Origin of the sequence: Rhizobium favelukesii, from assembly GCF_000577275.2 — a bacterium.
GTDB classification, from domain to species: Bacteria; Pseudomonadota; Alphaproteobacteria; order Rhizobiales; family Rhizobiaceae; genus Rhizobium; species Rhizobium favelukesii.
Genome location: NZ_HG916855.1, coordinates 1,521,332 through 1,548,275, shown reverse-complemented (window position 1 = coordinate 1,548,275; position 26,944 = coordinate 1,521,332). Strand labels below are relative to the sequence as shown.

The 26,944-nt window shown below is 58.4% G+C and carries 29 protein-coding genes and 1 pseudogene; 9 read left to right on the top strand and 21 right to left on the bottom strand.

Annotation, left to right across the window (positions count from 1 at the left end):
- Positions 1–512 precede the first annotated feature (512 nt).
- Positions 513–806, top strand: a complete 294-nt coding sequence (locus tag LPU83_RS70825; RefSeq protein WP_141652598.1) for a hypothetical protein — start codon at positions 513–515, stop codon at positions 804–806.
- On the opposite strand, the gene LPU83_RS70820 is transcribed toward LPU83_RS70825, so the two are convergent.
- Positions 803–1,042 (bottom strand): hypothetical protein, encoded by a 240-nt coding sequence (locus tag LPU83_RS70820; RefSeq protein ID WP_040680979.1) that lies wholly within the window; start codon positions 1,040–1,042, stop codon positions 803–805. The two genes, LPU83_RS70825 and LPU83_RS70820, sit on opposite strands and share 4 nt — an antisense overlap.
- A gap of 104 nt (positions 1,043–1,146) precedes the next feature.
- A complete protein-coding gene (locus LPU83_RS70815; protein WP_024317570.1) occupies positions 1,147–1,602 on the bottom strand; it encodes a hypothetical protein in 456 nt (151 codons plus the stop codon).
- A gap of 296 nt (positions 1,603–1,898) precedes the next feature.
- On the opposite strand from LPU83_RS70815, the gene LPU83_RS70810 reads away from it, so the two are divergent.
- Positions 1,899–2,856 (top strand): IS630 family transposase gene (locus LPU83_RS70810; RefSeq protein ID WP_112334086.1). Its coding sequence is split into 2 segments (ribosomal slippage): positions 1,899–2,249 and positions 2,251–2,856, totalling 957 coding nucleotides; the frame shifts between segments, so codons are not numbered across the junction.
- A gap of 53 nt (positions 2,857–2,909) precedes the next feature.
- Complete coding sequence (locus LPU83_RS70805) at positions 2,910–3,092, top strand: hypothetical protein (protein ID WP_024318548.1); 183 nt, start codon at positions 2,910–2,912, stop codon at positions 3,090–3,092.
- Between the two features lie 348 nt (positions 3,093–3,440).
- On the opposite strand, the gene LPU83_RS70800 is transcribed toward LPU83_RS70805, so the two are convergent.
- From LPU83_RS70800 to LPU83_RS70755, 10 genes and pseudogenes are all read right to left on the bottom strand, one after another.
- The gene (locus tag LPU83_RS70800; RefSeq protein WP_024318549.1) at positions 3,441–4,472 is read right to left on the bottom strand and encodes an L-idonate 5-dehydrogenase; all 1,032 of its coding nucleotides are present in this window, start codon (positions 4,470–4,472) and stop codon (positions 3,441–3,443) included.
- A 9-nt stretch (positions 4,473–4,481) separates the two neighbouring features.
- A complete protein-coding gene (locus tag LPU83_RS70795) occupies positions 4,482–5,429 on the bottom strand; it encodes a 2-hydroxyacid dehydrogenase (RefSeq protein WP_024318550.1) in 948 nt (315 codons plus the stop codon).
- 11 nt (positions 5,430–5,440) lie between these two features.
- Positions 5,441–6,004: a gluconokinase gene (locus tag LPU83_RS70790; RefSeq protein WP_024318551.1), complete on the bottom strand. Its 564-nt coding sequence runs from the start codon at positions 6,002–6,004 to the stop codon at positions 5,441–5,443.
- The gene (locus LPU83_RS70785) at positions 5,973–6,740 is read right to left on the bottom strand and encodes an SDR family oxidoreductase (protein WP_024318552.1); all 768 of its coding nucleotides are present in this window, start codon (positions 6,738–6,740) and stop codon (positions 5,973–5,975) included. Before LPU83_RS70785 ends, LPU83_RS70790 begins: the two co-directional genes overlap by 32 nt.
- Before the next feature lie 58 nt (positions 6,741–6,798).
- The gene (locus tag LPU83_RS70780; protein WP_024318553.1) at positions 6,799–7,473 is read right to left on the bottom strand and encodes a 4-carboxy-4-hydroxy-2-oxoadipate aldolase/oxaloacetate decarboxylase; all 675 of its coding nucleotides are present in this window, start codon (positions 7,471–7,473) and stop codon (positions 6,799–6,801) included.
- 139 nt (positions 7,474–7,612) lie between these two features.
- Positions 7,613–8,449: an ABC transporter substrate-binding protein gene (locus tag LPU83_RS70775; RefSeq protein WP_024318554.1), complete on the bottom strand. Its 837-nt coding sequence runs from the start codon at positions 8,447–8,449 to the stop codon at positions 7,613–7,615.
- A gap of 32 nt (positions 8,450–8,481) precedes the next feature.
- Positions 8,482–9,246, bottom strand: a pseudogene (locus tag LPU83_RS70770) (amino acid ABC transporter ATP-binding protein).
- Positions 9,243–10,001 carry an amino acid ABC transporter permease gene (locus LPU83_RS70765; protein WP_040680978.1) on the bottom strand — a complete coding sequence of 253 codons (759 nt, stop codon included), beginning with the start codon at positions 9,999–10,001 and terminating at the stop codon, positions 9,243–9,245. The pseudogene LPU83_RS70770 and the gene LPU83_RS70765 overlap by 4 nt, the downstream one beginning before the upstream one ends.
- Entirely contained in the window at positions 9,998–10,705 is a 708-nt protein-coding gene (locus LPU83_RS70760; RefSeq protein WP_024318555.1) for an amino acid ABC transporter permease, read from the bottom strand. The genes LPU83_RS70765 and LPU83_RS70760 overlap by 4 nt, the downstream gene beginning before the upstream one ends.
- On the bottom strand, positions 10,698–11,468 hold the full coding sequence (locus tag LPU83_RS70755; protein WP_024318556.1) for an SDR family oxidoreductase: 771 nt from the start codon (positions 11,466–11,468) through the stop codon (positions 10,698–10,700). The genes LPU83_RS70760 and LPU83_RS70755 overlap by 8 nt, the downstream gene beginning before the upstream one ends.
- A 315-nt stretch (positions 11,469–11,783) precedes the next feature.
- Here LPU83_RS70755 and LPU83_RS70750 point away from each other — a divergent pair, with 315 nt between their 5' ends.
- Positions 11,784–12,707 carry a LysR substrate-binding domain-containing protein gene (locus tag LPU83_RS70750; protein ID WP_024318557.1) on the top strand — a complete coding sequence of 308 codons (924 nt, stop codon included), beginning with the start codon at positions 11,784–11,786 and terminating at the stop codon, positions 12,705–12,707.
- 59 nt (positions 12,708–12,766) lie between these two features.
- Here the strand turns inward: LPU83_RS70750 and LPU83_RS70745 are convergent, their stop codons facing one another.
- From LPU83_RS70745 to LPU83_RS70710, 8 genes are all read right to left on the bottom strand, one after another.
- Positions 12,767–13,969 (bottom strand): pyridoxal phosphate-dependent aminotransferase, encoded by a 1,203-nt coding sequence (locus LPU83_RS70745; protein ID WP_024318558.1) that lies wholly within the window; start codon positions 13,967–13,969, stop codon positions 12,767–12,769.
- A 286-nt stretch (positions 13,970–14,255) separates the two neighbouring features.
- Positions 14,256–15,023, bottom strand: a complete 768-nt coding sequence (locus LPU83_RS70740; protein ID WP_024318559.1) for a LamB/YcsF family protein — start codon at positions 15,021–15,023, stop codon at positions 14,256–14,258.
- A gap of 26 nt (positions 15,024–15,049) precedes the next feature.
- Entirely contained in the window at positions 15,050–16,048 is a 999-nt protein-coding gene (locus LPU83_RS70735) for a 5-oxoprolinase subunit C family protein (protein ID WP_024318560.1), read from the bottom strand.
- Entirely contained in the window at positions 16,045–16,749 is a 705-nt protein-coding gene (gene pxpB / locus LPU83_RS70730; protein WP_040680977.1) for a 5-oxoprolinase subunit PxpB, read from the bottom strand. Before pxpB ends, LPU83_RS70735 begins: the two co-directional genes overlap by 4 nt.
- Before the next feature lies 1 nt (position 16,750).
- Positions 16,751–17,197 carry a biotin/lipoyl attachment domain-containing protein gene (locus LPU83_RS70725; protein ID WP_024318562.1) on the bottom strand — a complete coding sequence of 149 codons (447 nt, stop codon included), beginning with the start codon at positions 17,195–17,197 and terminating at the stop codon, positions 16,751–16,753.
- Positions 17,194–18,579, bottom strand: a complete 1,386-nt coding sequence (accC, locus tag LPU83_RS70720; RefSeq protein WP_024318563.1) for an acetyl-CoA carboxylase biotin carboxylase subunit — start codon at positions 18,577–18,579, stop codon at positions 17,194–17,196. The genes LPU83_RS70725 and accC overlap by 4 nt, the downstream gene beginning before the upstream one ends.
- 1 nt (position 18,580) lies before the next feature.
- Positions 18,581–19,024, bottom strand: coding sequence for an acetyl-CoA carboxylase biotin carboxyl carrier protein (locus tag LPU83_RS70715; RefSeq protein WP_024318564.1), 444 nt, complete (start codon positions 19,022–19,024; stop codon positions 18,581–18,583).
- Between the two features lie 148 nt (positions 19,025–19,172).
- On the bottom strand, positions 19,173–20,555 hold the full coding sequence (locus LPU83_RS70710) for an IS701 family transposase (RefSeq protein WP_037068948.1): 1,383 nt from the start codon (positions 20,553–20,555) through the stop codon (positions 19,173–19,175).
- 327 nt (positions 20,556–20,882) lie between these two features.
- Between LPU83_RS70710 and LPU83_RS70705 the strand changes: the two genes are divergently transcribed.
- The 5 genes from LPU83_RS70705 to LPU83_RS70685 all read left to right on the top strand — a co-directional run bounded on the left by LPU83_RS70705 (position 20,883) and on the right by LPU83_RS70685 (position 26,050).
- Complete coding sequence (locus LPU83_RS70705; protein ID WP_024317177.1) at positions 20,883–22,409, top strand: ABC transporter substrate-binding protein; 1,527 nt, start codon at positions 20,883–20,885, stop codon at positions 22,407–22,409.
- A 79-nt stretch (positions 22,410–22,488) separates the two neighbouring features.
- Complete coding sequence (locus LPU83_RS70700; protein ID WP_024317178.1) at positions 22,489–23,430, top strand: ABC transporter permease; 942 nt, start codon at positions 22,489–22,491, stop codon at positions 23,428–23,430.
- Complete coding sequence (locus tag LPU83_RS70695; protein WP_024317179.1) at positions 23,430–24,308, top strand: ABC transporter permease; 879 nt, start codon at positions 23,430–23,432, stop codon at positions 24,306–24,308. The genes LPU83_RS70700 and LPU83_RS70695 overlap by 1 nt, the downstream gene beginning before the upstream one ends.
- A 1-nt stretch (position 24,309) precedes the next feature.
- Positions 24,310–25,518, top strand: coding sequence for an amidohydrolase/deacetylase family metallohydrolase (locus LPU83_RS70690; RefSeq protein ID WP_024317180.1), 1,209 nt, complete (start codon positions 24,310–24,312; stop codon positions 25,516–25,518).
- Between the two features lie 19 nt (positions 25,519–25,537).
- Complete coding sequence (locus LPU83_RS70685; protein WP_029710285.1) at positions 25,538–26,050, top strand: RidA family protein; 513 nt, start codon at positions 25,538–25,540, stop codon at positions 26,048–26,050.
- A gap of 11 nt (positions 26,051–26,061) precedes the next feature.
- Here the strand turns inward: LPU83_RS70685 and LPU83_RS70680 are convergent, their stop codons facing one another.
- The gene (locus LPU83_RS70680) at positions 26,062–26,895 is read right to left on the bottom strand and encodes an IclR family transcriptional regulator (protein ID WP_024317182.1); all 834 of its coding nucleotides are present in this window, start codon (positions 26,893–26,895) and stop codon (positions 26,062–26,064) included.
- Between the last annotated feature and the right edge of the window lie 49 nt (positions 26,896–26,944).

The window sequence follows — 26,944 nt, the reverse complement described above, 5'->3', positions numbered from 1 at the left end:
TCCCCCGCTTTCATGTTTTTACTTTAGATAAACGTCGACGAACCGGACATTAACGATTGATTAATCTTTAGTAACCTTCATGAATTCGGTTCGAGTGCCAATTGACTGGAGGGATTAAGCCCAAACCTAGAATTCCAAGCCCGGAAGCGAGAACAGCCGCCGGTTCCATATTCGGGCAAGCGTAAGGTCATAAAGCGGGTTCTGGCCTGCGGGCCTGCGAGAGCGGCAAGACAATGCCGAGGTCTACCGGGCTGGGCGAAGACGAGGGAACGTGAAGCCGTCACTGAAGGGAAATATCTGTCGGTCTTTCGGCTACATGTCCGCGCCAACAAAGCGGACGCAGAAAGCGAGTAAGGGCGGCTGCTCAGAGCCAACACCGCAAGCCGGAAAATCGCCGTCCGCGTAAGGTGATGAGATCATGTCGGACCTCGCAAATGGGACACCAGGACGTTTTCTGGACAGGAAGTTCAAGCGCTCATGTCCTTCGACCTGTGGCCGCCCACGGCGATACGATGACAGAGAGCTACGATAAGGTCCAAGAGCGCGGCGTTGATAATACCTGGACGACATCAGTCCAAGGCGTCGAGCATCTGATCATGGTTTCGCATCCCGCCATTTACAGCACCATTCGCCTCGAATTCGGGCCACATCGAGCGACGTTTACGGCTGACGGCTCGACATACCAGGTGAAGGGCAAGTCGGCCGCCATGGCGCTGATGGCCGTTCATACGGCGATGAACCGGCTACGGTACGGCTCGCCAGAGGAAAAGGCCGACGTCGGACAATGGGTGACGAAGCTGAGCTAAGGCTGCCTGTAGGCATCCAGCTCGGAATGTAGGGTCGCGGCACTTGCCTCGACGGAGACGATGTCGTCAGCGATCAATCGGTAAAGGGGGGTATGGTCACCAGGCGTGGGGGCTTCCAAGTGCTGAGCAATGTATTTGATGGCGGCAATGGTTTCAGTGAACCGATTGTATAGGACGGGCTCGTGGTGAGCAAGCCTGTTGCGCGACTGGTAGACGATCTCAAGATTATCGGCCACGTCGGCACGTTTTATACGCTTGTTCGGGAACGCCTTCTTGAGGCCCGGCCGCCAAAGCGTGTGCTCGTAGTCCGGCCCGCACAGACGCTTCCAGATGTAGAAGGTCAGCTCTGCGATGATTTTCCCATCGGTGACCTGGATATGCGCCCTCCGCCTTTTGGAACGCTGCGTATGCGACAGGCGGGCTTGCCATTGGGAAACGCCATGGCGTCGAGCGCGTGTTTGTCCGCCTGCGAGAGCTTGGAGTATTCGGCTTTACGGGCGCTATCGAGGGCCGTTGCGATCTTGTTTTTCTCGCTGTCCTTCCACTGGAAGGGGGCGGGAGGGTTCAGGAGCCAGCCAGCCTGGCCGAAGAACTGCCCGAGATTGTCGCAGATGGAATTACGCAGCGCTATCTCGATAACTGCCGTGATGTTCATCAGATCGACACCAAGCCGTAGCGTTTTCTGATGGAATTCGATTGCGGAGCGGGTGTTACCGGTGAGCTGGTGAAGGTTACTCAGACGCTCGGGGGATAGAAGCTTGGTGATCTCTGCGAGATCGGTGTCCTCAATCGGCAATTGACGCTCCCGTCATTTTTACATATACTCCGCCTCGAAAAGTCGAGAAACGATTGGCAGTTTGCCCTCGGGCATTACGAATCCTCGACTTCCCAGAAATGGAAAAAGGCGCTCTTCGGGGCGTCTTTTTTCGTTTCTGGCTACAGTCTACGGGGAAGATTCTGGGGAACACAAGCCCCGGTCGTAAGAAACCGGGATCACAGCATCAAGGCCTAGAGCATCGCACTTGAATTGAGAATCGAGTGGGGTTTTCACGAGGGTATTGGTGTGATTCACTGCGGTTGGAGGTGAATCACATGGGTAAATCTCATTCTGTTGATCTTCGTCAGCGTGTTGTTTCCATGGTCGCTAGCGGCCAATCACGGCGAGCCGCTGCCCGTCATTTCGCAATCAGCGACAGCAGTGCGATCAAGCTGCTGCAACGCCGGGAGCGGACTGGGCTGATAACCCCCGCGCGTCAAGGAAGGCCACCAGGTGCAGGGAAACTGTCGGCGTTTCGCGATTTCCTGGTCGCACAGGTCGAAGGCAAACCGGATATCACCATGCCAGAGCTTGCCCGTCGCCTTGAGGATGAACATGGATTGGTTATTCCACCATCGTCCCTGTCGCGGTTTTTGATAACGCAGGGATACACATATAAAAAAACAGATAATGGCGTCGGAACGCGCTCGCGCTGATATCCGAAAGGATCGTGATGTCTGGATTTCGAAACGCCAACCCCGGATGCGATTTGAACCGCATCGACTTGTTTTCTTGGACGAAACCTCGGTGAACACAAAGATGGTGAGACTGCGTGGGCGCTCCCCGCGCGGCGAGCGTCTCATCACGGATGCGCCCTTTGGCCACTGGGGGACACAGACATTCATTGCAGGCTTGCGCTGTTTCGGTCTTACTGCGCCCTGGATTATTGACAGGCCGATGAACCGGGAAATCTTCGACACCTACATCGAGACCCAGCTTGCGCCGACACTCGAACCAGGCAATGTCGTCATCCTGGATAATCTTCGCGTTCACAAGAGCGATAAAGCCAAAGCCTGCCTCAAGGAAGTTGGTGCGTGGCTCCTGTTTCTGCCGTCTTATTCGCCAGATTTGAACCCGATCGAAATGGCCTTCGCCAAAATTAAGGCCCATCTCCGAGCCGCCGCCGCTCGCACGTTTGACGCACTCTCAAATGCGCTCGGATCCATCTGCAACCTCTTCAACAGCCAAGAATGTCGAAACTATTTTACAGCCGCAGGCTATGGGTTCGATTAAAGGTACGGCGCTCTAGTCGTTGCCTGGATTCAGGCGTCGCCCTTGCTGAATGGATGCGGAAGGGTTTTCACGAACTTTTCAGCTTCATCGAAAGCGTTCGGGTGTTCGCTGATCTGCTCGACCTCTTCGATGCCAATCTTGAAGACCTGATCCCGGAGCCGGACATAAAGCTCACCGCCGCTGCTTGGCCAACGGACGAGTCGTTGTCGAGGTACCCGCCTTCGATCAAGGCGTAAGCAATTGTCTTGCGGAGTTCGTTGTAGCTGGTCATTGAAGGCTCCCTAGCGTCAAACTAGCGTGGCAGCTGGCCCACAATCCAGCGATTTCCTTGCTTGTTACCGCATCCCAGACACCTAAGCCGGGGTTGCAGGGAATTAAGCATGGCATTGCCCCATTTCCGTCGCAGCTCGTATCGGTCGATCCACCCTTCCCTGTCGCAAGAAGGGCAGCTCCCTCCAAGGGTCACGAATTGCTGTAGGTCGTCGATAAGCGTAGACAAGCCGCCGCCGGACTCGACGTTTTAAGCGGCGGGCTTCCGATGTCGGTTTCGCCAGGTTCCTCGGGGACGTCTGGCGGTTTGCGGCCTAGAACGCCAGCTGGATCTTCATCGACCTGCTGCGATCTCCGGCGGCTTCAAATGCGGCGACAGCCTCTTTCAAGGGGTAAATACCGCTCAAGAGAGGAGAGAGATCAACCCGTCGTCGGTTGATCAAGTCGACGGCGACGCCGAATTCCTCATGGAAGCGGAAGGTGCCCTTCATCTCGATCTCCTTGGCAACAACCATGTTCTGCGGGATCGAGACATCGCCGCCGAGCCCGAGCTGAACCAATATCGAGCGAGGCTTGAGGACCTCAAGGCCGGAGCGGACTGCACTGGCGTTGCCGGACGCCTCGAAGTGGATATCGAAATAGCCCTTGTTGGCAGCGTAGCTTGCGAGCTCTTCCGGCGCGGTTGCGACGTTGATGGTGCGATCGGCCCCCACCTCGCCGGCTTTGCGACGCACGGCGTCCATGACGTCGGTGGCGACGATTTCGCGCGCTCCGTTAGCGCGTGCGGCGATGATGGCGAGAGCCCCAATCGGGCCGCAGCCGGTAACCAGTACACGCTTGCCGGCGAGCGAACCGGCGCGAACAACCGCGTGCAGAGTGACCGCCAACGGCTCGGCAAAGGCCGCTTCGTTGATCGAGACGTCATCGCCAACCTTGTGGCACTGCCACGCCTCGGCCACGAGCCGCTGGCGGAAGGCGCCCTGGACGTGCGGCATCGGCATCGCGCTGCCGTAGAAGCGCATGTTGAGGCAATGATTTTGCTGTCCATGCAGGCAGTAGTCACAGGCATTGCACGGGCGGCTGGGGGAGACGGCGACGCGATCGCCGATCGCCAGATCCGACACCCCCTCGCCCACAGTCTTGACAGTCCCGGCGACCTCGTGACCGAGGATCATCGGCTCGCGCACACGCACCGTGCCGAAACCACCATGATGATAGTAGTGCAGGTCGGACCCGCAGATGCCTCCGGCCTCGATGGCAACCTCGACCTGCCCCCGACCGACAGCCTCCGGCTCTCGATCTTCGATGCGCAGATCCTTGGCGGCATGGATTACGACGGCTTTCATTCGGTCACCTCAAACGACGGGGGTCAAAAGCGGCGCATTGGAAAAGTGCGCGGCGAGATTGTCACGGACGAGCTGTCCCATGGCCTTGCGGGTTTCGACCGTGCCGGACGCATGGTGCGGCTGAAGTAGGACATTGTCGAGGGCAAGGAACCGCGGGTTGAGCTTCGGCTCCTCCTCGAAGACGTCAAGGGCGGCCGATCCGAGCACGCCCGTTTCAAGCGCGTCGAGCAGGGCGTCTTCGTCGATGTTGGACGCCCGGGAGATGTTGATCAACATTCCCTCCGCACCGAGGGCTTTGATGACGTCGCGCGAGACGATGTGCCGCGTCGCAGCTGAGGCGGAAAGCGTGACGAACAGGAAGTCAGAGCGCTCGGCAAGCGCTGCCGGGTCGGCGATATAGGTCATGCCGTCGGCATAGGACTTTTCGGTTACGTCACTATAGGCAATATCCATGTCGAAGCCACGAAGGCGCCTTACGACCTCGAAGCCGATACGACCAAGTCCGAGAACGCCGGCCTTGCGGCCCCAGACACGCCGGCGCAGGGGATAGAGGCCTTTGGCTGCCCAGCTTCCATCCTTGACCCAGCGCTCCGCCCCAATCATCCCGCGTGATTGTGTCAGCATCATCGCGATACCGAGATCGGCCACGTCGTTGGTCAAGACGTCGGGTGTGTTCGTGACCCTGATGCCCTTCTCGCGGCAGGCTGCCAGATCGACAGCATCGTAGCCGACGCCGTAGACGGAGACGACCTCGAGCTTCGGAAGCTTGCCGATCAAGGCTGCCGAAGCGCCGAGTTCACCGCGCGTCGCCACGGCGCGAATGTTGTCGCCCTGTTTCCGCAAAAATGCATCTGCATCAGATGCTTCGTAAAGTTTGTGAACGTGATAGCTCTTCTCCAGCTCCACCAGATCCCAGTCCGGATAGGGTCCGACCAGGAGAATTTCGGGTTTCAATATTCTGTCCTCCATTACCTCGATTGCATGCGTTGGCGGGTCGCCATGAACGCGAGTTTTGTCATTGCCAGGGAGACGATCCGCTCCAGCGGTTTGTCGATCTCGATCGTCACGACATCCACTGCCCTGGTCGGCAGCTCCAGGGTGGCAAGCTGACTGTCCAAGAGGGAGGGCGGCATGTAGTGACCCTTGCGGCTGTTCATCCGGGACGCCAATGTCGTTCTCGTCCCCTGCAGGAACACGAAGGTGATCGACTTGCCAGCCCTATCTCTGAAAAGGTCGCGGTAGGATTTCTTCAAGGCCGAGCACGAGATCACCGTGTCATCTGCGGCTGCAAGCTCGGCTGCCAGCATCTCCAGCCACGGCCAACGGTCGGCATCCGTCAAGGCGACGCCCGCGGTCATTTTTTCGAAATTGGCCGGCGGGTGCCGGCTATCGCCCTCGATGAACCTGTGGCCGAGATAGGAGGCGAGCAATTTGCCGACCGAGGTCTTGCCGCAACCCGATACGCCCATGACAACCACCGGCCCAATATGACGAGATGGACTAGAGGCAGGTGGTGATGCCGCCGTCGACATAGAGCGTGTGTCCGTTGACAAAGGATGATCCCTTTCCGGAGAGGAAAACCGCTGCACCGATCAACTCGTCGACGTCGCCCCAGCGGGCGGCCGGGGTGCGCTTCTCAAGCCAGGAGGAGAATTCCGCGTTATCGACGAGGGCCTGATTGAGCGGTGTCTTGAAGTAACCCGGTGCAATCGCGTTAATCTGGATGCCGTACTTCGCCCAATCGGCGCACATGCCGCGGGTCAGGTTCTTTACCGCGCCCTTGGTGGCCGTGTAGGGCGCGATACCCGGGCGGGCGAGCTCGCTCTGCACCGAGGCGATGTTGATGATTTTCCCCGCGCCGCGCTTGATCATGTGGCGGGCGACGGCCTGGCCGACATAAAAAACGCTGGAGACGTTGGTCTTCAGCAGCTGCTCCCAGTGCTCGGCTGGGAAGTCCTCCAGCGGTGTGCGGAACTGCATGCCGGCATTGTTGATAAGAATATCGATTGGACCAATGGCGGCCTCGATTTCGTCGACGCCGCGTTTGACCGCAGAAGCGTCGGTAACGTCAAATACGCCCACAGCAACATCGTAACCAGTATCTCGCAGCGCTCTTGCGGTCGCCTCCAGTTTCGCCCTATCGCGCCCATTCAGCACGACGGATGCGCCATGCTGGGCAAGCCCGCTTGCGAGCGCCAAACCAATACCTTGCGACGAGCCAGTCACCAATGCTCGCCTGCCGCTAAGATCGAAAAGCGGAAAACTCATTATGCTACTCTCCTCAGTCATATGCAGCCGTTGCCCGAACGAGCTGACGGCCGAACGCTCAATCCTCGACGACGAGGCCCTTTGCCCTGAGTACACCTTCCAGGTTACTGACTTCGACAACCGTCTTCCCGGATTTGTAGGCGGCAATGTAGCCCGCCTCCGCGTCTTCGCGCGCCTGCGCCAACTTGGCAACTTCGCGTGCTTCAGACTTTCTGACAACGACCAGCCCATCGGCGTCGCCAACAATGATATCACCGGGATAGATGATCTCGTCGCCAACCATGACAGGATCGTTCGTGGCGCCGAGAGTCTCCTTTACAGTGCCCTTGATACAGACGCTGAGAGAAAACACCGGAAAGCAAAGCTCACGAAGCTGCAGAGAGTCGCGCACGCCAGTGTCCGTGACGAGGCCACCAATTCCCTTGGCCAGGCATGCATTTGCCAATACGTCTCCGAACGAGCCTGCTTCTTCATACTCGCCCGCCGACACCACAATGATGTCGCCCGGCTGAGCGTAGTTGATCGCCACCTGCAGCATGATGTTGTCGCGCGGTGCGCACTTGACTGTGAAAGCCGGACCGCACAGCTTCATACGGTAGTCTATGGGCTTCAACCGCGATGACAGCGCCCCTCTGCGCCCCTGAGCTTCGTGCAAAGTTGCGGGTGAAAACCTTGAGATCGCAGCAATCTCTTCTTTCGTTGGTCGATCGATCTTTTGTTTGAGCTTGATCATTGGGTTCCTCCTTGGGCGTGTGCGCCTTGCAAGCTTGTCATATCAGGGGCTTCAGCCATCAAAGGCCATAAATGAGGGGCATGCTGATGCGGCCCGTTCATTAGCGAGCCGCATCGCGCATCTTCCTGGGACATGGAATCTAGGGGATTGGCTCGAACTTCAGTTCACCGATCGGCACGACCTTGTCCTTCCGAGTCATCTTGTACTCGGTGTTAGGGCCGAGCCACTTGTCCCAGATCTGATTGATCTCGCCGGAGGTGTCGAGCTTGACGAGGATCTCGTTGATCTTCGTTGTCAGGGCCGGCTCGCCCTTCTTCATACCAACCCCAATCGGTTGATAGAGCATCGGCTCATCGATCATGCGCATTTCTGCGCCTTTCGTCTTTGACTCATTGACGATCTTTGTGGTCGTCATCGTGTTCGCAACAAGTCCGCGCGCCTTGCCCTGCTGGACGGCAAGATAGGCCGACCCCGTGTCCTGGAACGTCAATGCATCGGACTTGTTCTTACGGATCGCAAGTTCTGACGTCGACCCCTTCGTCGATGCAAGACGCTTGCCCTCGAAGTCGGCCTTCTTCTGACCGGGATCGTTTGCCTTGACGATCAGCATTTCCTTGGCGAGGTAGTAGGGATCACTGAACTGGATCTGTTCTGCACGGCTGAGGGTATAGGCAAGGTTTGCGACGGCGATATCGACGTGACCGAGCTTGACTTCCGGGACTCGTGCTTCGACCGAGACTGGCTTGATCTCTGCATTCACGCCGAGTTCCCGCGCGATTGCACGGCACAGATCGACGTCAAATCCAACCATTTCTCGGGTCTTTGGGTCCGGCGACGCGAATGGGGGCACGTCGGCGAAAGTTCCGCAACGCAGGATCTTGGCCGTCGTGATGTCAGCGAGTTCGTCGGCGTTCGCGTGTCCGGCGAATGCCCCCGTGGTAACAGCCGCCATTACCGCAATTGACCTCATTTTCATTTTTGTATTCTCCTCTGGTGGTTGAGCTGGAATTAGTGCCGCAAGTCGCTCAGGAAGCGCTTTGCCCGACCGGTCTGCGGGTTTGAGAAAAAGTCTTCCGGTGGCGCGGTTTCGATGATTTGGCCGTCATCGATGAACCAGACGCGATCGGCGACGTCGCGGGCAAAACCCATTTCGTGCGTCACGCACATCATGGTCATGCCGTCAGAGGCAAGGCTCTTCATGACGGCGAGCACCTCCCCGACCATCTCCGGGTCGAGCGCGCTCGTCGGCTCATCGAAAAGCATGACCGGCGGCTCCATGGCCAGCGCCCTGGCGATAGCGACGCGCTGCTGTTGACCACCCGACAATTGGCCGGGGAACATCTGTGCCTTGTCGGCAAGCCCCACACGCTCAAGCAGTTAGGTTGCTTTGCGATAGGCTTCTTCCCGAGCGACCCCCTTCACCCGGATTGGCGACATCGCGATATTGTCGATCGCAGACAGATGCGGGAACAGGTTGAAGCTTTGGAACACGAAGCCAATGCGGCTGCGAAGCCGGTTGAGTTCCCTCGCCGCCATCTGGCGGTGGATATTGTTGCCCTCGCACGTGATCGAGCCGCTTTGAATCTCCTCGAGCCGGTTCACCGTGCGAATAAGCGTCGACTTGCCCGACCCCGACGGACCGCAGATGACGACCACCTCTCCTCGGCCGACCTCAGCATTGATCCCCTTGAGGACTTCGTACGTGCCATAGTTCTTCCGGACCTCCGAGAGTTGGATCATGGACGAGTTTCTGGATTGCGCAGGAGTGTTCATGACGGCTGATCCGTAAGTGCTTCGAGTTTGGGAACGTTGGCGCCGATCGGTATGTTGGCCCCGGCGCGTTTGCGCGTGATGTGACGCTCGGTCATTGTGGCGACCAGCGTGAGCGACCAGCAGATGGCGTAGTAAACGGCGGCGAGGATGAAGAAGACCTGGAACGGCTGCGTCAGAAGTTGATTGTTGATCTGGCTTGCCGCGAAGGTCAGATCGGGAACATTGATCACGTATCCGAGCGTCGTATCCTTGATCGTCGAAACAAAGACAGAGATGATGCTCGGGATAACGTTATAGAGAGCTTGCGGTAGAATGACGTAACGCATGGCGCTGAGGTTGCTATGGCCAAGTGCCCGAGCAGCTTCCATCTGGCCCTGCCCGAGCGCGACGATACCGCCTCTGACGACTTCGCTCAGAAATGCGCCCTGATACACGACCAGCGTGACGAGCATTGTCATGAAGGCGGGAACACTTGCCCCCGTCAAAAGGGGAACGAGGAAGTAGCCCCACAGGATGAGCATCAGGAGCGGCACGCCGCGCGTGAAATAGACCAACGCGGTAACGGGAAAGCTCAGGATCGGCAACTTCGACAGTCGAGCGAGAGCCAGAAGAATACTGACTGGAAAAGCGAGTGCGATCGCAGACACCGATAGCAGGATCGTCGCCGCCAGTCCGCCGAGCGGACCGTTCGGATACTGGCCGATGAGAAGCAGAAGCCAGTAGTCTTGGACAATCTTGATGATGTCGCCGATCATACGCGTGCCCTCCTTACCGGACTTGCCCTCGACGTCAGGTAGGCACCAAAGCCCATGATGATCAGCGAGAATGAGAGATACAGGACGGAAGCGAGAAGGTAGCTTTCAAACGTGCGGAAGGTCAGATTCTCGATTTCTTTAACCGCGTAGGTCAGCTCGGCAACGCCGATCGCTATCGCCAAACTGCTGTTCTTGAACAGAGACACGCTGTGGTTGATAAGCGAGGGAAGTGCGTTTCGGACGCCCTGAGGCACCATGACAAACCGCATCGCGGAAATGTATCCATGGCCCAAAGCACGGGCGGCTTCCATTTGCCCCGGATTGACGGCACGCAGGCCAGAGCGAAGATCCTCGCTAAAATAGGCTGCCTGACAAAGCCCAAGTCCGATAACCCCAAAGATCGCCTCCGCATTGTGGTCGGTCAGCCAATACATGACTGCTTCCGGCATCAGCGTGAAAATGCCGAAGTACCAGAGCATCAGCTGAACGAGGGTCGGAACGTTGCGGTGATAGGATACGTAGGCGGTGACGACGGCATTCCCGATCGGCCCGGGTGAGTAGCGCAAGGCAAGAAGGATAAGCGCCAGCGTCATTGCCAGAAGCCATGATCCGATGGCAACGATGAACGTCATTTGAACGCCGTGGATCAACATCCATCGGTATTCGGGATTACCCAAGATTGCGGAGAGATCGAAGTTAGCCACGGCCTTCAGTCCCCGAATACGGAGTTTTTGGTTTTGCCGTCTGCAGCCCGCCCATCACCTGGAGAGTAGGCGTTATCTCCATGTGTCCGATGTTGACGGCAACAGGCGCTGCGATGACGAAGGCGATCGCATCTGCAATGTCCTTGGCCTCAGGCAGTTCAAATCCGTCGAGGAACCGTTCGCGGATCTCAGGCGTATCACCGTGGACATGGGCAAAGATATCAGTGGCGACGCGGCCGGGGCAGATTTCAGTTACCCGAACGCGCTTGCCAAACGCGTCGATGCGAAGTTGGTTAGACAACATGCTCACGCCGGCCTTGGTGGCATGGTATGAGGAATTGCCGCCGAAATTGTAAGCGCCAGCGATCGAGGAAATATTGATGACATGCCCGCGGTCCCTGGCGACCATACCGGGCACAACCAGCCGGCAAAGATGCAAAACAGCGCGAAGGTTGACGTCGACGAGGAGGTCGATGTCGCCTTCGTCAGCCTCAAGGAACTTCTTCGGCTTGTCGACGCCAGCATTGTTCACGAGGACGTCAAATTGAACGCGTGTTGTGAGAGCCGAAAGCGCCACGCGGTCCGTAACATCGATTTTGTGAGCGATGCAGCCGGTGCGATCAGCGAGTTCTTTCAGCGCATCTTCCCTACGTGCAATCGCGTGAACTTCTAGTCCTTCGGCGCAGAGACGTTCGACAGTCGCAGCACCAATGCCAGAGGACGCGCCGGTAACAAGTGCAGTTTCGTAATCGGAAAATGACATCGAAAGCTCCTTTTGAATGGAAGGTATCGAACCTTTTCAGCGGGCGATAATGCTGAATATCTTTGGAGGGATAAGCCTGTCTTATGAAGGTCAAGGCCTTTTTGCCGTCTGCCAAGATTATTGTTTTGACTTCAATAGCTTATATGAAACTGCCAATTCGCGTTTCGAGGAGCGGCTGCGCCAATTCAAACATCGAGGCCGATCATTCGGGCCTGCGGCGAACGTTTTCAGGGCGCGTTTGCAGCGCTCAAAACTCTTTCAAATTCGGTGCCTTCCCCCTATGGTCGCGAGCAAGAATGGGAACAGCTGCTATAAATGGATACTCGCCGTCTCAAGTCGTTCATCACCATTGTTGATATGGGAAGCATCACGCGCGCGGCAGACATACTGCATATCGCGCAACCTGCACTTAGCCAGCAGTTAGCGGCTCTCGAAGATCACTTTCAGGAAAAGCTGCTGACACGAAGCCAACAGGGTGTAATCCTGACCGACGCCGGTCGCGCGCTCTATCGCCATGCCCAGATCATCCTGCGCCAGATGGACCAGGCATATGCAGATGTGCGTGCCGGTGGAGCGATCTTGTCCGGTCGCGTATCGGTCGGTCTGGCTCCGTTCAGCAGCGCAGCAACCCTTTCGCTCCAACTGCTGGAGGAAGCGAAGCTGCGATATCCGCAGGTTCTGCTGCATGTCACCGAGAGCGTGAGCCAGCCGTACAGCCAGATGATCATGAATGGTCGCTTGGAGATGGCTCTGATCCACGGCGCTGGCCCAATCAAAGGCGTGAAATTCCAGCCTCTGTTAACTGAGGAGTTCGTTTTCGTTGCCAACGAATCCCTTGGCATTTCGCGCGAGGAACCGCCAATTGCGGTCGCAAATCTGCAAACAATTCCTTTTGTCGTCCCGCCTGCATACAACTTTGTTCGACGCGCGATCGACGTGGCATTTGGCAGGAGCAGGACAAACCTGAACGTTGTTGCAGAAGTCGAGGCCGTCAGAACCCTGGGACGTGCAGTTGACGCTGGGCTTGGCGCAACGATCGTGCCAAAGGCGATCGCAAATCGCATTGTGGCCGAGGCGACGCAACCGATGGTAGTTCGGCGCCTTTCCAGCCCGAAGATTGAAGAAACGCTTTCGCTCTGCCTCTCCGACACAACGCCGCTGTCGGAACCGGCGCTGGCGATCACTCAGTTGCTCGTTGAGCTCACCGAAACCCTCAAGACAGTCGAGCTTCCCTCCTAAGGGAATTCGGGCAACATTGCTGCCGCCCAAATCCTTCTCTTTGACCTGCTTTGACGCATTTACGTCATCGACGAGCAGAATTCGGCGATGCGGGTGCAACCTTCACCAAGTGCCTCCAAGCTTGTTGCATAAGACAGCCTGAAGAACGGGCTCATGCCGTAGGCCGCCCCTTGCACGGTCGCAACGTGTTGCTCCTCAATAAGCGCCATCACAAAGTCGGTATCGTTGTTGATCAGCCGGCCGCCCTTGGTTGTTTTTCCAATAAGGCCAGCGATGTTCGGAAAAATATAGAACGCACCCTCGGGCTTGTGTGCCAGCACACCGGGTATTTCTGCCAAGCGGGCCAGCACAAAGTCGCGCCGCTTCTTATAGATGGATGCACGCTCCTTCAGGATATCCTGGGGGCCATCCAAGACGGCAACCCCTGCAGCCTGGGTGATCGTCGAGACGCCTGCCGTGTTTTGCGTGTTGACGTTGCTGATGGCCTTCATCAGATCACGTGGCCCACCGCAATATCCCAGACGCCAGCCGGTCATTGCGTACGCCTTTGATGCGCCGTTAACTGTCAAGACGCGGTCGTACAGGCGAGGCTCTACCTCGGCGATCGTGCAGAACTCAAAGTCATCATAGATGAGATGCTCGTACATATCGTCTGTCATGATCCAGACGTGCGGATAGCGCAGCATTACGTCTGCGATGGCCTTCATTTCTTCGCGAGAACACGCAGCTCCCGTTGGGTTGTTGGGGAAGTTGAGCAGCAGCCACTTGGTGCGGGGGGTAATTGCAGCTTCGAGGTCTTCGGGACTTATCTTGAAGCCGATGTTCTGTGGGCAGTTGACCGGTACGGGCACTGCGCCGGCAAATTTTGCGATGTCGGCGTAACTTATCCAGGATGGTGAAGGAATGACGATCTCGTCACCCGGATTGCAGGTGGCGAGGATTGCATTGAAGATCACCTGTTTTCCACCGTTGCCGACAAGGATCTGGTCCAAATCATAGTGCAGATTGTTCTCGCGTTTGAACTTTCGCTGGATGGCGGCCTTAAGTGCCGGCGTCCCATCGACCGGTGGATATTTCGTATCACCTGCCAACGCAGCTGCATGCGCCGCCCTGATAGCGTGCGCCGGCGTTGGAAAGTCGGGTTCGCCGGACGAAAGACCGATGACCTTGGTTCCCTTTGTAGCGAGATCACGAGCACGTTGTGTCATCGCGACCGACGCAGACACTGTCACGTTCTGGAGGCGATCGGCTATGGCTGGCATTTCTTCAATCCTTTGTCGTTACCAAAATTTCGAGACCACTGCGCAAAAAAACGGGGAGGCGGCGCGTAAATTGCCGTTTGCCGTGCGGCCCCCAACTGTGTGCAAGGTAGGGGTAAAGCTGGGGCAGTTTCCAATACTGGATTGGTTTGACACCATAACGGAAACCAATGGAGGCGGTGTGCGAAGCGGCAAGGGAGCGCCTATCCAGAAATGCCTGGCTGCGGACGCGTTTTTCAGGCTTCAAGTCCTCGGCGAAACCTGAGCGAGCCTGCCTGCGAACAAGAGATTAGCCGAGGACCTCGTTTGCAGGAGCAATCCTCCCGCCCGCACTTTCAACTTCACTTCTGACGATCTTGGCCAATTCCAACGATCCCGGTGTATCGCTATGCACCAAAATCGACCTTGCCCGAACAGGCAAGCGAACGCCCTCGATCGTCGTTACGGTGCCTGTTTCCATAAACTGGCGGACCCGAGCGCGCACGCTCGCTTCATCCTTGATGACCGAGTTTGCAACGGCACGACTGACAAGCTGACCGGCCAGGTCATAGGCGCGGTCGGCAAGGAAGAGTGTCAGGGTGCGCAGTCCGTTCGATTGTGCTGCCCGCTCGAGCTCGGTGTCGGGCATCGCGAAGACAATGAGGTCGGTGTCAACGCTCCTGATGGCTCGCATGATGCTCGTCGCCAGCTCAGGATCGCGATTGATCATGCTCCCCATGGCTGCGTGGAAACTGATGTGGCTCAGTTTTACCCCCTCGCCGCGCGCGACAGACGCCAAAGCGCCCAACTGGTAGAGCACCTGCTGCTTCATGTCGTCCGCGTCGGTCGGGATTTCGCGGCGACCAAAACCAACCCGGTCAGCCAATCCCGGATGCGCACCGACACCCACACCGCGTGCCTTTGCGAGGCGAACCATCCGTGCCATTGTTTTCGGATCGCCGGCATGGAATCCGCAGGCGACGTTTGCGGAAGAAACCACATCCATTAGCGCTTCGTCATCGCAAAGCCGATATGGTCCGAACCCCTCACCCATGTCAGAGTTCAAATCGATCTTCATCTTGAAGTCCTCGCTGCAATTGATGTCTATCGCCGTGTGATGTTGATCAGCGCCGCGGCAACCACGGGAGCGATTTTCGTGACTTGGTTGAGGTAGGCCTCAAGCGCGTGCTCGGCCGCCAGCGCCTCTTCAACAGTCGATCGCACGAACCGTATGCGGCTTCCAATTCTCGCTTGTGCGAGCCGCCAGAGGTCGACTTCGATGACGCCGGCTATCTTGGGGTAGCCGCCAGCAGTGTTTGCGTCACTCATCTGCACGATGGGTTCACCTCGCGGAGGTACCTGGACCACGCCTGGAACGACCCCATGAGATCTCATCTCGATTGGTCGGTCGGGCTTTAACGGCTCGCCAGACAGGCGATACCCGGTGCGATCGCTTTGAGACGTGATCTTCCAGGCCTGGATCCAGAATCGTTCGCAGTCTTGACCGAACAGATCGTGTTCACCGGCCGGGATGGCACGCAACAACAGTTGTCCATCCTCGTCGACGGGGAAAAATTCCGCCAAGGCTTTCGCAGGGGGCACCACCCCAAAGCCTCCAAGCGGGATTTGAGGAACCTCGGTGGGAACGACGGCGATATTATCTCCGTTCTGCAGGAAACGACCTGCAAATCCTCCGAAGGCGCCCCGTAACGAGGTGCTCCGGGAGCCCATTACGACGGGGACGTCTATGCCGCCAGCGAAAGACACGTAGGCACGTGCGTTGCGCAACGGCATCGAAAGTTCCAATGTCTGGCCGCCGTTGGCTTGCTGCACCCACCATGGTGGCAAGTCGATGCCGTCCAAGGTTGCACGGCAGTCGGCACCAGTGATCGCAAAAACCGTCGGCCGATCGAAAGAGATCTTGAATGGAAACGTCTGGATTTCAATGGACGCAGCATCCTCGGCATTGCCGACGAGCAGGTTCCCAATCCTGGTTGCCACCGAGTCCATGGCACCACTTGCCGTTACGCCAATGTTGCGAAAACCAAAACGGCCAAGATCCTGAACGGTGTTCAACGGGCCTGTTGTGAGAACGTTGATCACAGCTCGATCCTTTCCGGAACAAAGCGAACACGATCGCCGGGCGCCATGATTGCCGGAGATTCCGCCATCGGGTCGAAGACGGTAATGTCGGCAAAACCGATCGAATTCCAGCCGTTCGGGCCGGTGAGAACAGCAACCCCGGTCTGCATCCCGCCAATCGTGACCATCCCTTTGAGCATCTTCAGCGAAGGCACGGATTTGCGGGGCATGCAGATGCGCGGATCAAGGCCATGCAGGTATCCGAACCCCGGGGCACTTCCCACGGAAAAGACGGTGTAGATCGGCTGCGCGTGGAGCGTGACGATCTCCTTGGCGGAAAGCCCGCAATAGCCGCAAAGCGCAGGAAGATCGATTGCGTGTTCGCCGCCGTAGATGGTCGGAATCTCAATGGTCTTGCCCACCAGGTCGAGTTCACCGGCGCAGTCCCATTGATCCGTGAGGCGTTGAACAACGAGCGCTGGATCGGACGGAGTGTTCTTGAGCACGACCAGGAGATTGGTCATGCCGGGTATGAGCTCGGCATAATCCTCGCTGTTAGCCAGGGCTTTGCTGAGAGCCCATATCCTGCGTTGCGCGGCGAGATCGAAATCGCCTGGCGCTTCGATCAAATAGCTGCGTGTGCCAATACATGAGATCTTGGGCGGGCGCTGGCTGGGCGACCGGGTCGCAGGCGCCGACAACTGTACGGTTTTGACACTCAAACTATGCCCCCCTGTGGCAAATCAAAACGTCGCCGTAACCAACGAGGCTGCCGCCATTTTGGTCAAGCTTCGCGACCTCTGCACGTCCCTCGGCCCGGACGGCAACGAGAACGGGACCAACCCGAACGAAGCCGACAAGCTGACCCGCCTCGACACTATCGCCGCTGCTGATCTCGTTGGCCGTGTGGTCTGGGTGGGCGGGAAGAAAGACACCAGCGATCGGCGCGCGCGCGATCACTGTCTGCGAAAGAAGCGCTGGCGTGGCCGGCCCGGCTGCTTGCTCTTGGTGTTTTCGGATGCCGCCTGACGACGTAATCCGCACCGAGCCATCGAGTGTGGTGATTTCGATCGTCTCGACACCGTTTATCGCCAGGCATTCCGAGATGCTTTCCAGCGTCTCCAGTTCGCTGAAGATAGGAATTCTGCACTGTTTAACGCGCGACTTCACGAGGCTGCCCTCCGTTCGGCAAGCCATTTTTCCAAATGGTGAATGTCAGTTCCGCCCCTGCAAAATGAAGGGTCCTCAAAGATCGCACGGTGCAAGGCGATGTTCGTGGCAATGCCCTCAACCCGCATCTCCGACAACGCAACGCGCATGCGGGTGATCGCCTGGTCTCTTGTCGGCGCATGCACAATGAGTTTCGCGATCATGGAATCGTATTGTGGTGGCACCTTGTATCCGGGCCCGACATGCGTATCGACGCGAACACCTGGTCCGCCCGGTAAGGAAATCGCCGAAATGAGCCCCGGCGAGGCCGCGAATGTGAATGGATCTTCGGCATTGATGCGGCATTCGAGTGAGTGGCCAAAACAGCCAACATCGGCCTGGGACAGCTCCAATTGGTATCCCTGTGCCACGCGCAATTGCTCACGCACGATATCTATGCCTGATGTCATCTCGGTGACGGGATGCTCGACCTGAAGGCGCGTATTCATTTCGATGAAATAGAATTCATTGTCTTCATAGAGGAACTCGAAGGTTCCAACGCCGCGATAGCCAATCTGCTTGCAGGCGGCAACGCACCGATCTCCAATTCTTGCAACCACATCAGCCGGTATTGACGGGGCCGGAGCCTCTTCGATCACTTTCTGATGGCGACGCTGCATCGAGCAGTCGCGAGCGCCAAGCCAAATTCCCTGGCCATAATTGTCGCAGAGGACCTGGATTTCCACGTGTCTGGGATGCTGCAGGAACTTTTCGATATAAAGCTCTGGCTTGCCGAAGGCGCGCCGTGCTTCCTCGCGTGTCACGATGACCGCGCCGGCAAGCTCATGGGCCGAGGAAACGACGCGCATCCCACGCCCGCCACCGCCGCCGGCCGCTTTGACAATAACCGGATAACCAATTGTTTCAGCAACGTTCGCGACCTCGGCTAGGTCTTCGCTAAGGGCGGTGTCTGGACCGGGTACACAGGGGACGCCCGCGGCCATCATGGCCTGCTTGGCGGCGATCTTGTCGCCCATCATTCGAATTTCGCTCGCTCGCGGCCCGATAAAGGTTAGTCCCAACGCTTCCACGGCGTCTGCAAACGCCGCGTTTTCCGACAGGAAGCCATAGCCCGGATGAATTGCGCCGGCGCCCGTCGTGACTGCCGCTGCCAGCACTGCATCCCGATTGAGGTAGCTCTGAGCAGCGGGGCTCGGGCCAATGCAGACGAATTCGTCGGCGGTTTCACGGTACGGTGCGTCACGATCGGCTTCTGAACAGACCATGATTGATCGAAGACCAAGCTGGCGACATGCGCGTTGGATGCGCAGCGCGATCTCCCCACGGTTGGCGATCAACACGGAGTCAAAAAACGGAGCTTTGAGACTAGCAACTGCGCTCATATTACCTGATCTCGAATAGGGCCTGGCCGACATCGACATCGTCCCCATCGGCGACGACGATCTTGGTGATCTCACCGGCATGTGTTGCCGGGATGGTATTGAAAACCTTCATTGCCTCGATGATGCAGAGGCCCTGTCCCTTTTCGACGAGCATGCCGACCTCGACAAGAGGCGAGGACAACGGGTCGGGGCCACGGTGAAAGACACCAGCCGACGGAGCTCGAACGACATGACCGGTGCCGTCTGCGGGCTGATCTTGCCCCGCAGGGACTGACCCGATGGTTTGTTCGGGAGCCTTTGCTGCAGGCGCGGCATCAGCGAACTCGACACGGCGCGCGACGCTCTTAGTGATCCGAACTGTTGCGCCGCCTTCCGTGACGTTGAGTTCGGAAACGGACGATCGCCCGACAAATTCAATCAGTTTTTTGATCTTTTCCAGATTCATATCCTGACACCGACATCGCTCGCTAGCCCGTGCAGGAAGTCATCCTCCGACGACGGGTCTTCATTCTCGATCGAGAACTACCATGCGATTTGCGGTGATGGGGGCAGACAAAGTTTATATGGACGCCATCTCAGCTCGACTTTGTACATTATGCAGCGAAGCAAAGTGCTTGTGTCATCCGCTTGAGGCGGCTTGGTTGAGTTTCAGGAATGTCCGGGTCTGGCGGGTGCTGTCGATAAATATCCTGATCCCACAGGATCATGCGAACCGCACCGATGGCATCGGAGAAGGTGAACTCTGTTTTCTTGTACCAGGCGGCGGCATAGGGAAGGACGCCATGACCGAGCAGATCGCATGCCCAGAGTGTGACGAGGCTGTAGAGCGCCAGCAGCGACGGGGTCGTGCGCATGATGGCTTTGTCGTTCCACTGCCGTTGGGTTTCCACGCCAAGATGCGCTCGCGTTTCGGCGAAGGTGACCTCGATCTGCCAGCGCCGAACGAAATAGGCAATGATCTGAGCGGGCTCAAGGTTGACGTTGGTGCTCATGAACGCCTGGGGTTCACGACGGCCTGATGGATCGCGAACGAGAACCCAGCGAATTGGTCTTGGGGGCGTTCCACGCCGATACCAGAGGCCGGTTCCTGATGTGACATCAAGGGTTTTGTCGGTTTGCTTGCCGTACCAGGACGATGCGACGATGCGCTGCCACTCGGTCTTTGCGTCTTTGAGGAGCGTTTTCAGTTTCGGCAATGGCCTGCCTTTTTGCGCCGGTCGCCCGAGCGTATGTTCGTGCCGTTGATCTGGTGGAGCAAAGAGACTGGCATCCAGACGCAACCGCGTGATGAGAGTGGCCGTGTCGGGAAGAGCCGCAGCCAGTGTATGAACGGCAAAGCTGCTATCGCCGACAAAGATGATTTCGCGGCCCGGCAGCCAGCGGCAAAGCTGCAAGACGCCTTGCCTTGCCCAATCAGTCAGCAGCTTGTGCTTTCGGCCCTTCTTCTGATCATGGCGCTCAGAGGGACACAGGATCGTCAGCACCGGCAGGGCTTTAATACATTTTGCCCATGGGACAGGTGAAAGAACCATGAAGCTCAACCATCTCAAGCCGCTGGCTTTGACAAAGTGGCCATGGCTGGAGCGCACCGGGTCACGATAAATTCCACGCGCGGCGATGCGTTGGCCCCAACGCCGTTCGATTGTATCATCCATGCCAATCACGACAGGGCCCTCGGGCACGAGCCGGGCAACAATGATGGACAGCAGACGGGCCGCCAACGTGCGAGGGTTCCAGCGGGCTCGGTTGAGGAGTTGATGATAGGCGGCAAAATTACTTACCTCCGCGCGTCCGGTGATGCGCAGGCAGGCCGTCACCGTTCGCTTGCCAGGCGAAAGGAGCGCACCCATCACCAGGACCAGCAGATGCTCCCAGCTTGGCGCGGTAAACCAGAAACGAAACGGCGACAGCCATTTGCGAAGGATGTGGGGGACCGCGTCTCCCGGCTCACGGCTACAATCATGTTGTTCGCTCATCCATTCGTTCGAATCCGATCAAACGAATGGCGCAAGGCCGGGACCCTGCGGCGAATTGATTCACCCAGGGCTGCTCAGATGCCCCCGAAATCACCACCGATTTTGTACAAAGTCGAGCTAAGGCGGCCGCTGCTTCAGCCATCGCGGCGACCAACGCAACGTCAGCCAATTCATCAGCGACGTCATGAGGCTTGGATACCTAGGAGCCGATTTGGGGCAGCGGCATTTTTTCGTGCGGTGCCCTGCCATTGACACCGGCGGCGCTCCATGTATTCTTTTATAAAAGCGCATATAACATAATTGTGGAACAAAAACCGGGAGAAAAGCATGAGAATGAAACTCGCATTCCTTGTCGCCACCGCGTTGGTCGCAACACCATCCTATCTGCTGGCACAAGAAAAGGGCGGCGTGATCAATGTCGCAACCATCGGCGAGCCACCGACGCTCGATCCGATGACGTCGACGGCCGACCTCGTCGGCATCGTCACGCAGCATATCTTCGAAACGCTCTACACGTTCGACAAGAAGTGGGCGGTGACGCCGCTTTTGGCTGAAAGCCTTCCCGACGTTAGCGCCGACGGCAAGACCTATACGATCAAGCTTCGCACCGGTATCAAGTTCCACGACGGCAGCGACATGACCTCGGAGGATGTCGTTGCGTCCCTCAACAGGTGGGTCAAGCTTGCCTCGCGCGGCAAGCAAGCGGGCGCCTTCATCTTGTCGATCGCGGCTGGCGATCCGGCGACGGTCGTCATCAAGCTGAAGCAGCCCTACGCGCCGCTGGCCTCGCTGCTTGCCTTTAACAACTCCGCCGCGATCATCATTCCGGCCGAAAAGCAGGCCGATACGATGACCGACTTCATCGGCACCGGCCCCTATATGCTGAAGGAACGCAAGGCAGACCAATATATCCAGCTCGTCCGCTTCAATGACTACAAGCCGCGCTCCGGCGACAGCGATGGCTACGGCGGCGCCCGCCATCAATATCTCGACGAGATCCGCTTCGTGCCCGTGCCAGACGCAAACACCCGCGTCGAGGCGGCGGTTTCCGGCCAATACGACTACGTCGACTCGCTGCCGGTTGAATCCTATGACAAGCTCAAGTCGTCAACGGCGACGCAGCCGCTCGTCCTGAAACCGTTCGGCTATCCGGTCTTCGTCTTCAATACGGCCGCGGGTCTCACCAAGAACGTCGCGATGCGCAAGGCGATCCGTCAGGCGCTCAGCATGGAAGACATGATGGCCGCCGCCTTCGGTGGCACGGATTTCTACGCACCTGACGGCAACATCTACCCGCGCAACTTCGCCTGGAGCACGAATGCAGGCGTGGCTGGCAACTACAATATTGCGGATCCGGAAGGGGCGGCCACAACTGCCAAAAAGGCCGGCTACAACGGTGAGCCAATCCGCATCCTGACGAGCCGCCAGTACGAATTCCATTATAAGATGGCCCAGGTCGCGGCCGAATACCTCAAGCTTGCCGGCTTCACGGTCGACCTGCAGGTGGTCGACTGGGCAACGCTGACGCAGCGCCGCACCGACAAGGCGCTCTGGGACATCTACATCAGCCACAGTCCGTTCCTGCCAGAACCAGCACTGATCGGCTCCTTGTCTCCCAGTTCGCCGGGATGGTGGGACACGCCCGAGCGCAAGAGCGTCGTCGATGCCTTCACCACCGAGGTTGATCCAAAGAAGCGCATCGAGCTCTGGGCCAACGTCCAGCAGGCCATGTATGACGAAGTGCCGTTCATGAAGATCGGCGATTTCAACGCCGTTTCGGCCATCTCGACGAAACTTAAGGGCGTTGATCCCGCCCCCTGGCCATATTTCTGGAACGCGTCGATCAAGAAGTGAGTGCGAGCACTGCGGTTGCCGGTTTGAGGCCGGCATCCGTCCATGATTTCGCCCTGTGTGGATACAGGAGCCGCTTTCCATGATACGCTACATCCTCCAGCGCCTTCTCGGCATGATCGTGGTGATGTTCCTCGTCGTTACGATTGTCTTCGTGATCGTTCGCGTGACGCCGGGCGATCCTGCCGCCGTCATGCTCGGTCCCGATGCGACGGCACAGGACGTTGCTGAACTGCGCGCCCGCCTCGGCCTCGACCAGTCGATCGTCGTCCAGTACTTCTTTTATATTGGACAACTGCTGAGAGGCGATCTCGGCCAGTCGATCTTCCTTAATATGCCGGTGACGTCAGCGCTTCTCGAGCGCGCGGAGCCTACCGTCTTCCTGACAATCTTCTCGCTGCTGATTGCCAGCGTCATCGCACTGCCGATCGGCATTTATGCTGCCTATAGGCGCGGGTCGTTCATCGATCAGATGTCGACGACAATCGCCATGCTGGCGGCCAGCATCCCAAGCTTTTGGCTCGGCCTCATTCTCATGCAATTCTTCGCCGTACGGCTGAACATATTTCCCGTCTCGGGCTATGGCGGGCCTGGCGCTTCCTTCTTTGAGCGCATGCAACACCTGACATTGCCTGCCGTTGCGCTCGGCCTCGTTTCCTCGGCACTGATCCTACGCTTTACCCGTGCCTCGATGCTTGACGTGCTCGGCGACGACTACATTCGCACGGCACGCGCCAAAGGGCTTGTCGAGCGCCGGGTCGTCCTCAAGCATGCCCTGAAAAACGCGCTGATCCCTATCCTGACGGTCATCGGCCTGACCGCTGCCGTGCTGATCTCCGGCGCCGTCGTAACGGAAACCGTGTTTGGCCTCCCAGGCGTCGGCAATCTCGTCGTCTCTGCCGTACTGCGACGCGACTATCCCGTCATCCAAGGCGCATTGCTCGTCATTGCCGGCCTCTATGTCCTCATCAATTTCGCGATCGACATGCTCTATCTGCTGGTCGATCCAAGGGTGCGCTACTGATGGCCGATATCGTAACCACCACCGATAAACCCGCCGCCAGCGAGCGCAGCAAATTTCTTCGCCGCCTGCTGAAACGCAAGACAGTCGCCGCCGGCGTGATCGTGTTGGTCATCTTTGTGCTGTTGGCAGCCCTCGCGCCCTGGATCGCGCCGTATTCGCCATCGAAGCTATCGATCGTCAACCGGCTCAAGCCGCCGAGTGAACTGTTCTGGTTCGGCACCGACGAATTCGGCCGTGATGTGTTCTCACGCACCATCTATGCCGGGCGGCTCTCACTGCTGGTGGGCGCTGCCGTCGTCGTGCTCTCCGCATTGATTGGCGTGACGCTCGGCTTGCTTGCCGGCTTCTTTCAGAAGCTCGACACGCCGATTGCCCGGCTGATCGACGCGATGATGGCCTTTCCTGACATTCTCCTGGCGATCGCGCTGGTCGCAGCGCTTGGACCGTCGCTCACAACGGTCATCGTTGCGCTCTCAATTGTCTACTCGCCTCGGCTGGCGCGCATCGTTCGCGCCTCGACGCTGGTGATCCGCGAATTGCCCTACGTCGAGGCGGCGCAGGCACTCGGCATTTCCACCTTCCACATCATGACGCGGCACGTGCTGCGCAATCTGTTGTCGCCGATCCTTGTGCAGGGCACCTTCCTGTTTGCCAGCGCCATGCTTGCCGAAGCCGGACTTTCCTTCCTCGGCCTCGGCGTCAGCCCCGAAATCCCGACCTGGGGAACCATGATCGCAGCCGGACGCCAATATATCGGCCAGGCCGACTGGATGACCTATTTCCCGGGCTTTGCCATCATCTTCTCCGTGCTGTCGCTGCAAATGGTCGGCGACGGTCTCAGGGACATGCTCGATCCAAGACTTCGAAAGGACCTCTAGAATGACCGGTGAAAAAGCGGGCAAACCGCTCCTCCTCACCAATGTGAAGCCGACGGCGTTTGGCGCTGCAGAGCCTTTTGGCGCGATCGACATCCTCGTCGGCGCCGACGGCAAGATTGCCGCAATCGGTCCTTCCCTGGCCAGCCCTGGCGACGCCGAGCGCATCGACGCAAGGGGCGCCTGGATCTCGCCGGGCTGGGTCGACCTTCACGTGCATATCTGGCACGGCGGCACGGATATCTCCATCCGTCCGTCGGAATGCGGCGCCGAGCGGGGCGTCACGACGCTGGTTGATGCGGGCTCCGCCGGGGAAGCCAACTTCCATGGCTTCCGCGAATACATCATCGAGCCGTCGAGAGAGCGCATCAAAGCCTTCCTGAACCTCGGCTCGATCGGCCTCGTCGCCTGCAACCGCGTCGCCGAACTGCGCGACATTCGCGACATCGATCTCGATCGTATCCTCGAATGCTATGCACAAAACAGCCAACACATTGTTGGCCTTAAGGTGCGTGCGAGCCATGTCATCACCGGCTCCTGGGGCGTCACTCCGGTAAAGCTCGGCAAGAAGATCGCCAAGATCCTGAAAGTGCCGATGATGGTGCATGTCGGCGAACCGCCGGCACTCTATGATGAGGTGCTCGAGATCCTCGGCCCGGGCGATGTCGTCACCCATTGTTTCAACGGCAAGGCCGGTTCGAGCATCATCGAAGACCAGGACCTCTTCAATCTTGCCGAGCGTTGCGCCTCCGAGGGCATCCGTCTTGATATCGGCCACGGCGGCGCGTCCTTCTCCTTCAAGGTAGCCGAGGCAGCCATTGCGCGCGGTCTTCTGCCGTTCTCCATTTCGACCGATCTTCACGGCCATTCGATGAACTTCCCGGTCTGGGACCTGGCGACGACGATGTCGAAGCTGCTATCGGTCGGCATGCCGTTCGACAAGGTCGTGGAGGCCGTCACGCATGCGCCGGCCTCCGTCATCAAGCTGTCGATGGAGAAGCGCCTGACGGTTGGCGAACGGGCAGATTTCACCATCTTCGACCTCGTCGATGCCGATCTCGAGGCCACCGATTCCAACGGCGACGTCTCTCGCCTGCACAAGCTCTTCGAACCGCGCTATGCGGTTATCGGATCGGAGGCGATCACGGCCAGCCGTTACATACCGCGCGCCCGCAAGCTCGTCCGTCACAGCCACGGGTATTCGTGGCGGTGACCGGCATGACTAAAACAGCATGATAGGAGCAGACGTGAATACGTCCCCAGCAAAGGCCGCGGCAGCGGTGCAAACACCCTATGAGCGTCTGTCCGCGCTCGGCATTACATTGCCACCGGCGCCGGCGCCCATCGCCAATTTTCTTACCCATGTGCGCGAGGGCAACGTTCTTTATCTATCCGGCCAAGGCCCGCGCGAAGCTGACGGCCATCTCCATTCCGGCAAGGTCGGCAGCGATGTCAGCATCGAAGAGGCCTATCAGCATGCGCGGCTCACTGGCATCAACCTGCTTGCGGTCATGCATGACGCCGTTGGCGACCTCGCCCGCGTGAAGCGCGTGGTCAAGCTGCTCGGCATGGTCAATGCCGTCCCGCACTTCGAAAATCATCCGAGCGTCATCAACGGATGCTCCGACCTCTTTATCGAGGTTTTCGGCGAGGCCGGGCAACATGCCCGCTCCGCCGTCGGCCTCGGTTCCCTGCCCGGCAACATCACCGTCGAGATCGAGGCGATCGTCTCGCTCAACGATTGAGGAGGGCCAGGTCAGTGGTTGCGCCATCCCATCAGCGTCTCGATCCGCTGCGCCGACATCCGCACATGTTCGGTGTAGTGGTGCTCGTCGGAAAGCACCTTTTGTTCCGGCAGCACGATCGAAATGGTGGCAACGCACTGGCCGTCGCGGTCGCAAACCGGCGACGCGATGCAGGCAACCGCGTAGTCCGACTCGGCGACCTGGATCGACAACCTCTGCGCGAACGCTTTCCCAGCCGCGTCGGAAAGGGTGCGCGCGTCGATCAAAGCGCGTCCGGTCGGCGACGTTCGGGCGCAACGCTTGAACAGCTCAATGCGCTCGCTCTCGGTCAGATGGCCGACGAGGAGCCTGCCGGATGCGGTCCAGTTCAACGGCACGCGGGTGCCAACGCGCGAAGCGACCTGGAAATGGCTTGGCCCGTCCGCCATGGCAAGCACCAGCATGTAGTCGCCGTCGCGCCCGCAAACCTGCACCGTTTCCCCGACCTGCCGGCAGAGATCGTGCATCTCATGGGTGGCGACGCTCATGAAATCCAGCGACCGGGCATAAGCGAGACCGTAGTGGTAAAGACGAGATCCCAGCCAGATGGACCCATCCGAATTGCGGGCAAGCATGTTCTTTTCGACCAGATCGTCGATGATGACATAGATGGTGGAAAGCGGTGCCCGGACGGCCTTAGCGATTGCGTACGCACCCGCAGGCAAGCCGGTTTCGTAAAGATAATCAATTACCTGCAAGGCACGATCAATGCCGCTGACGCGAGAGCGGCGCGCGCCCTTGGCCTCGGCGCCGCTAACCGACACGGCCTCTTTGAGGGGTGTTGCGGATGAAGTCTTTGTGTCCAATTCAACGCTCCTCGTCTGAGTTCGAGAAGCTATTACATTACTATGGCAT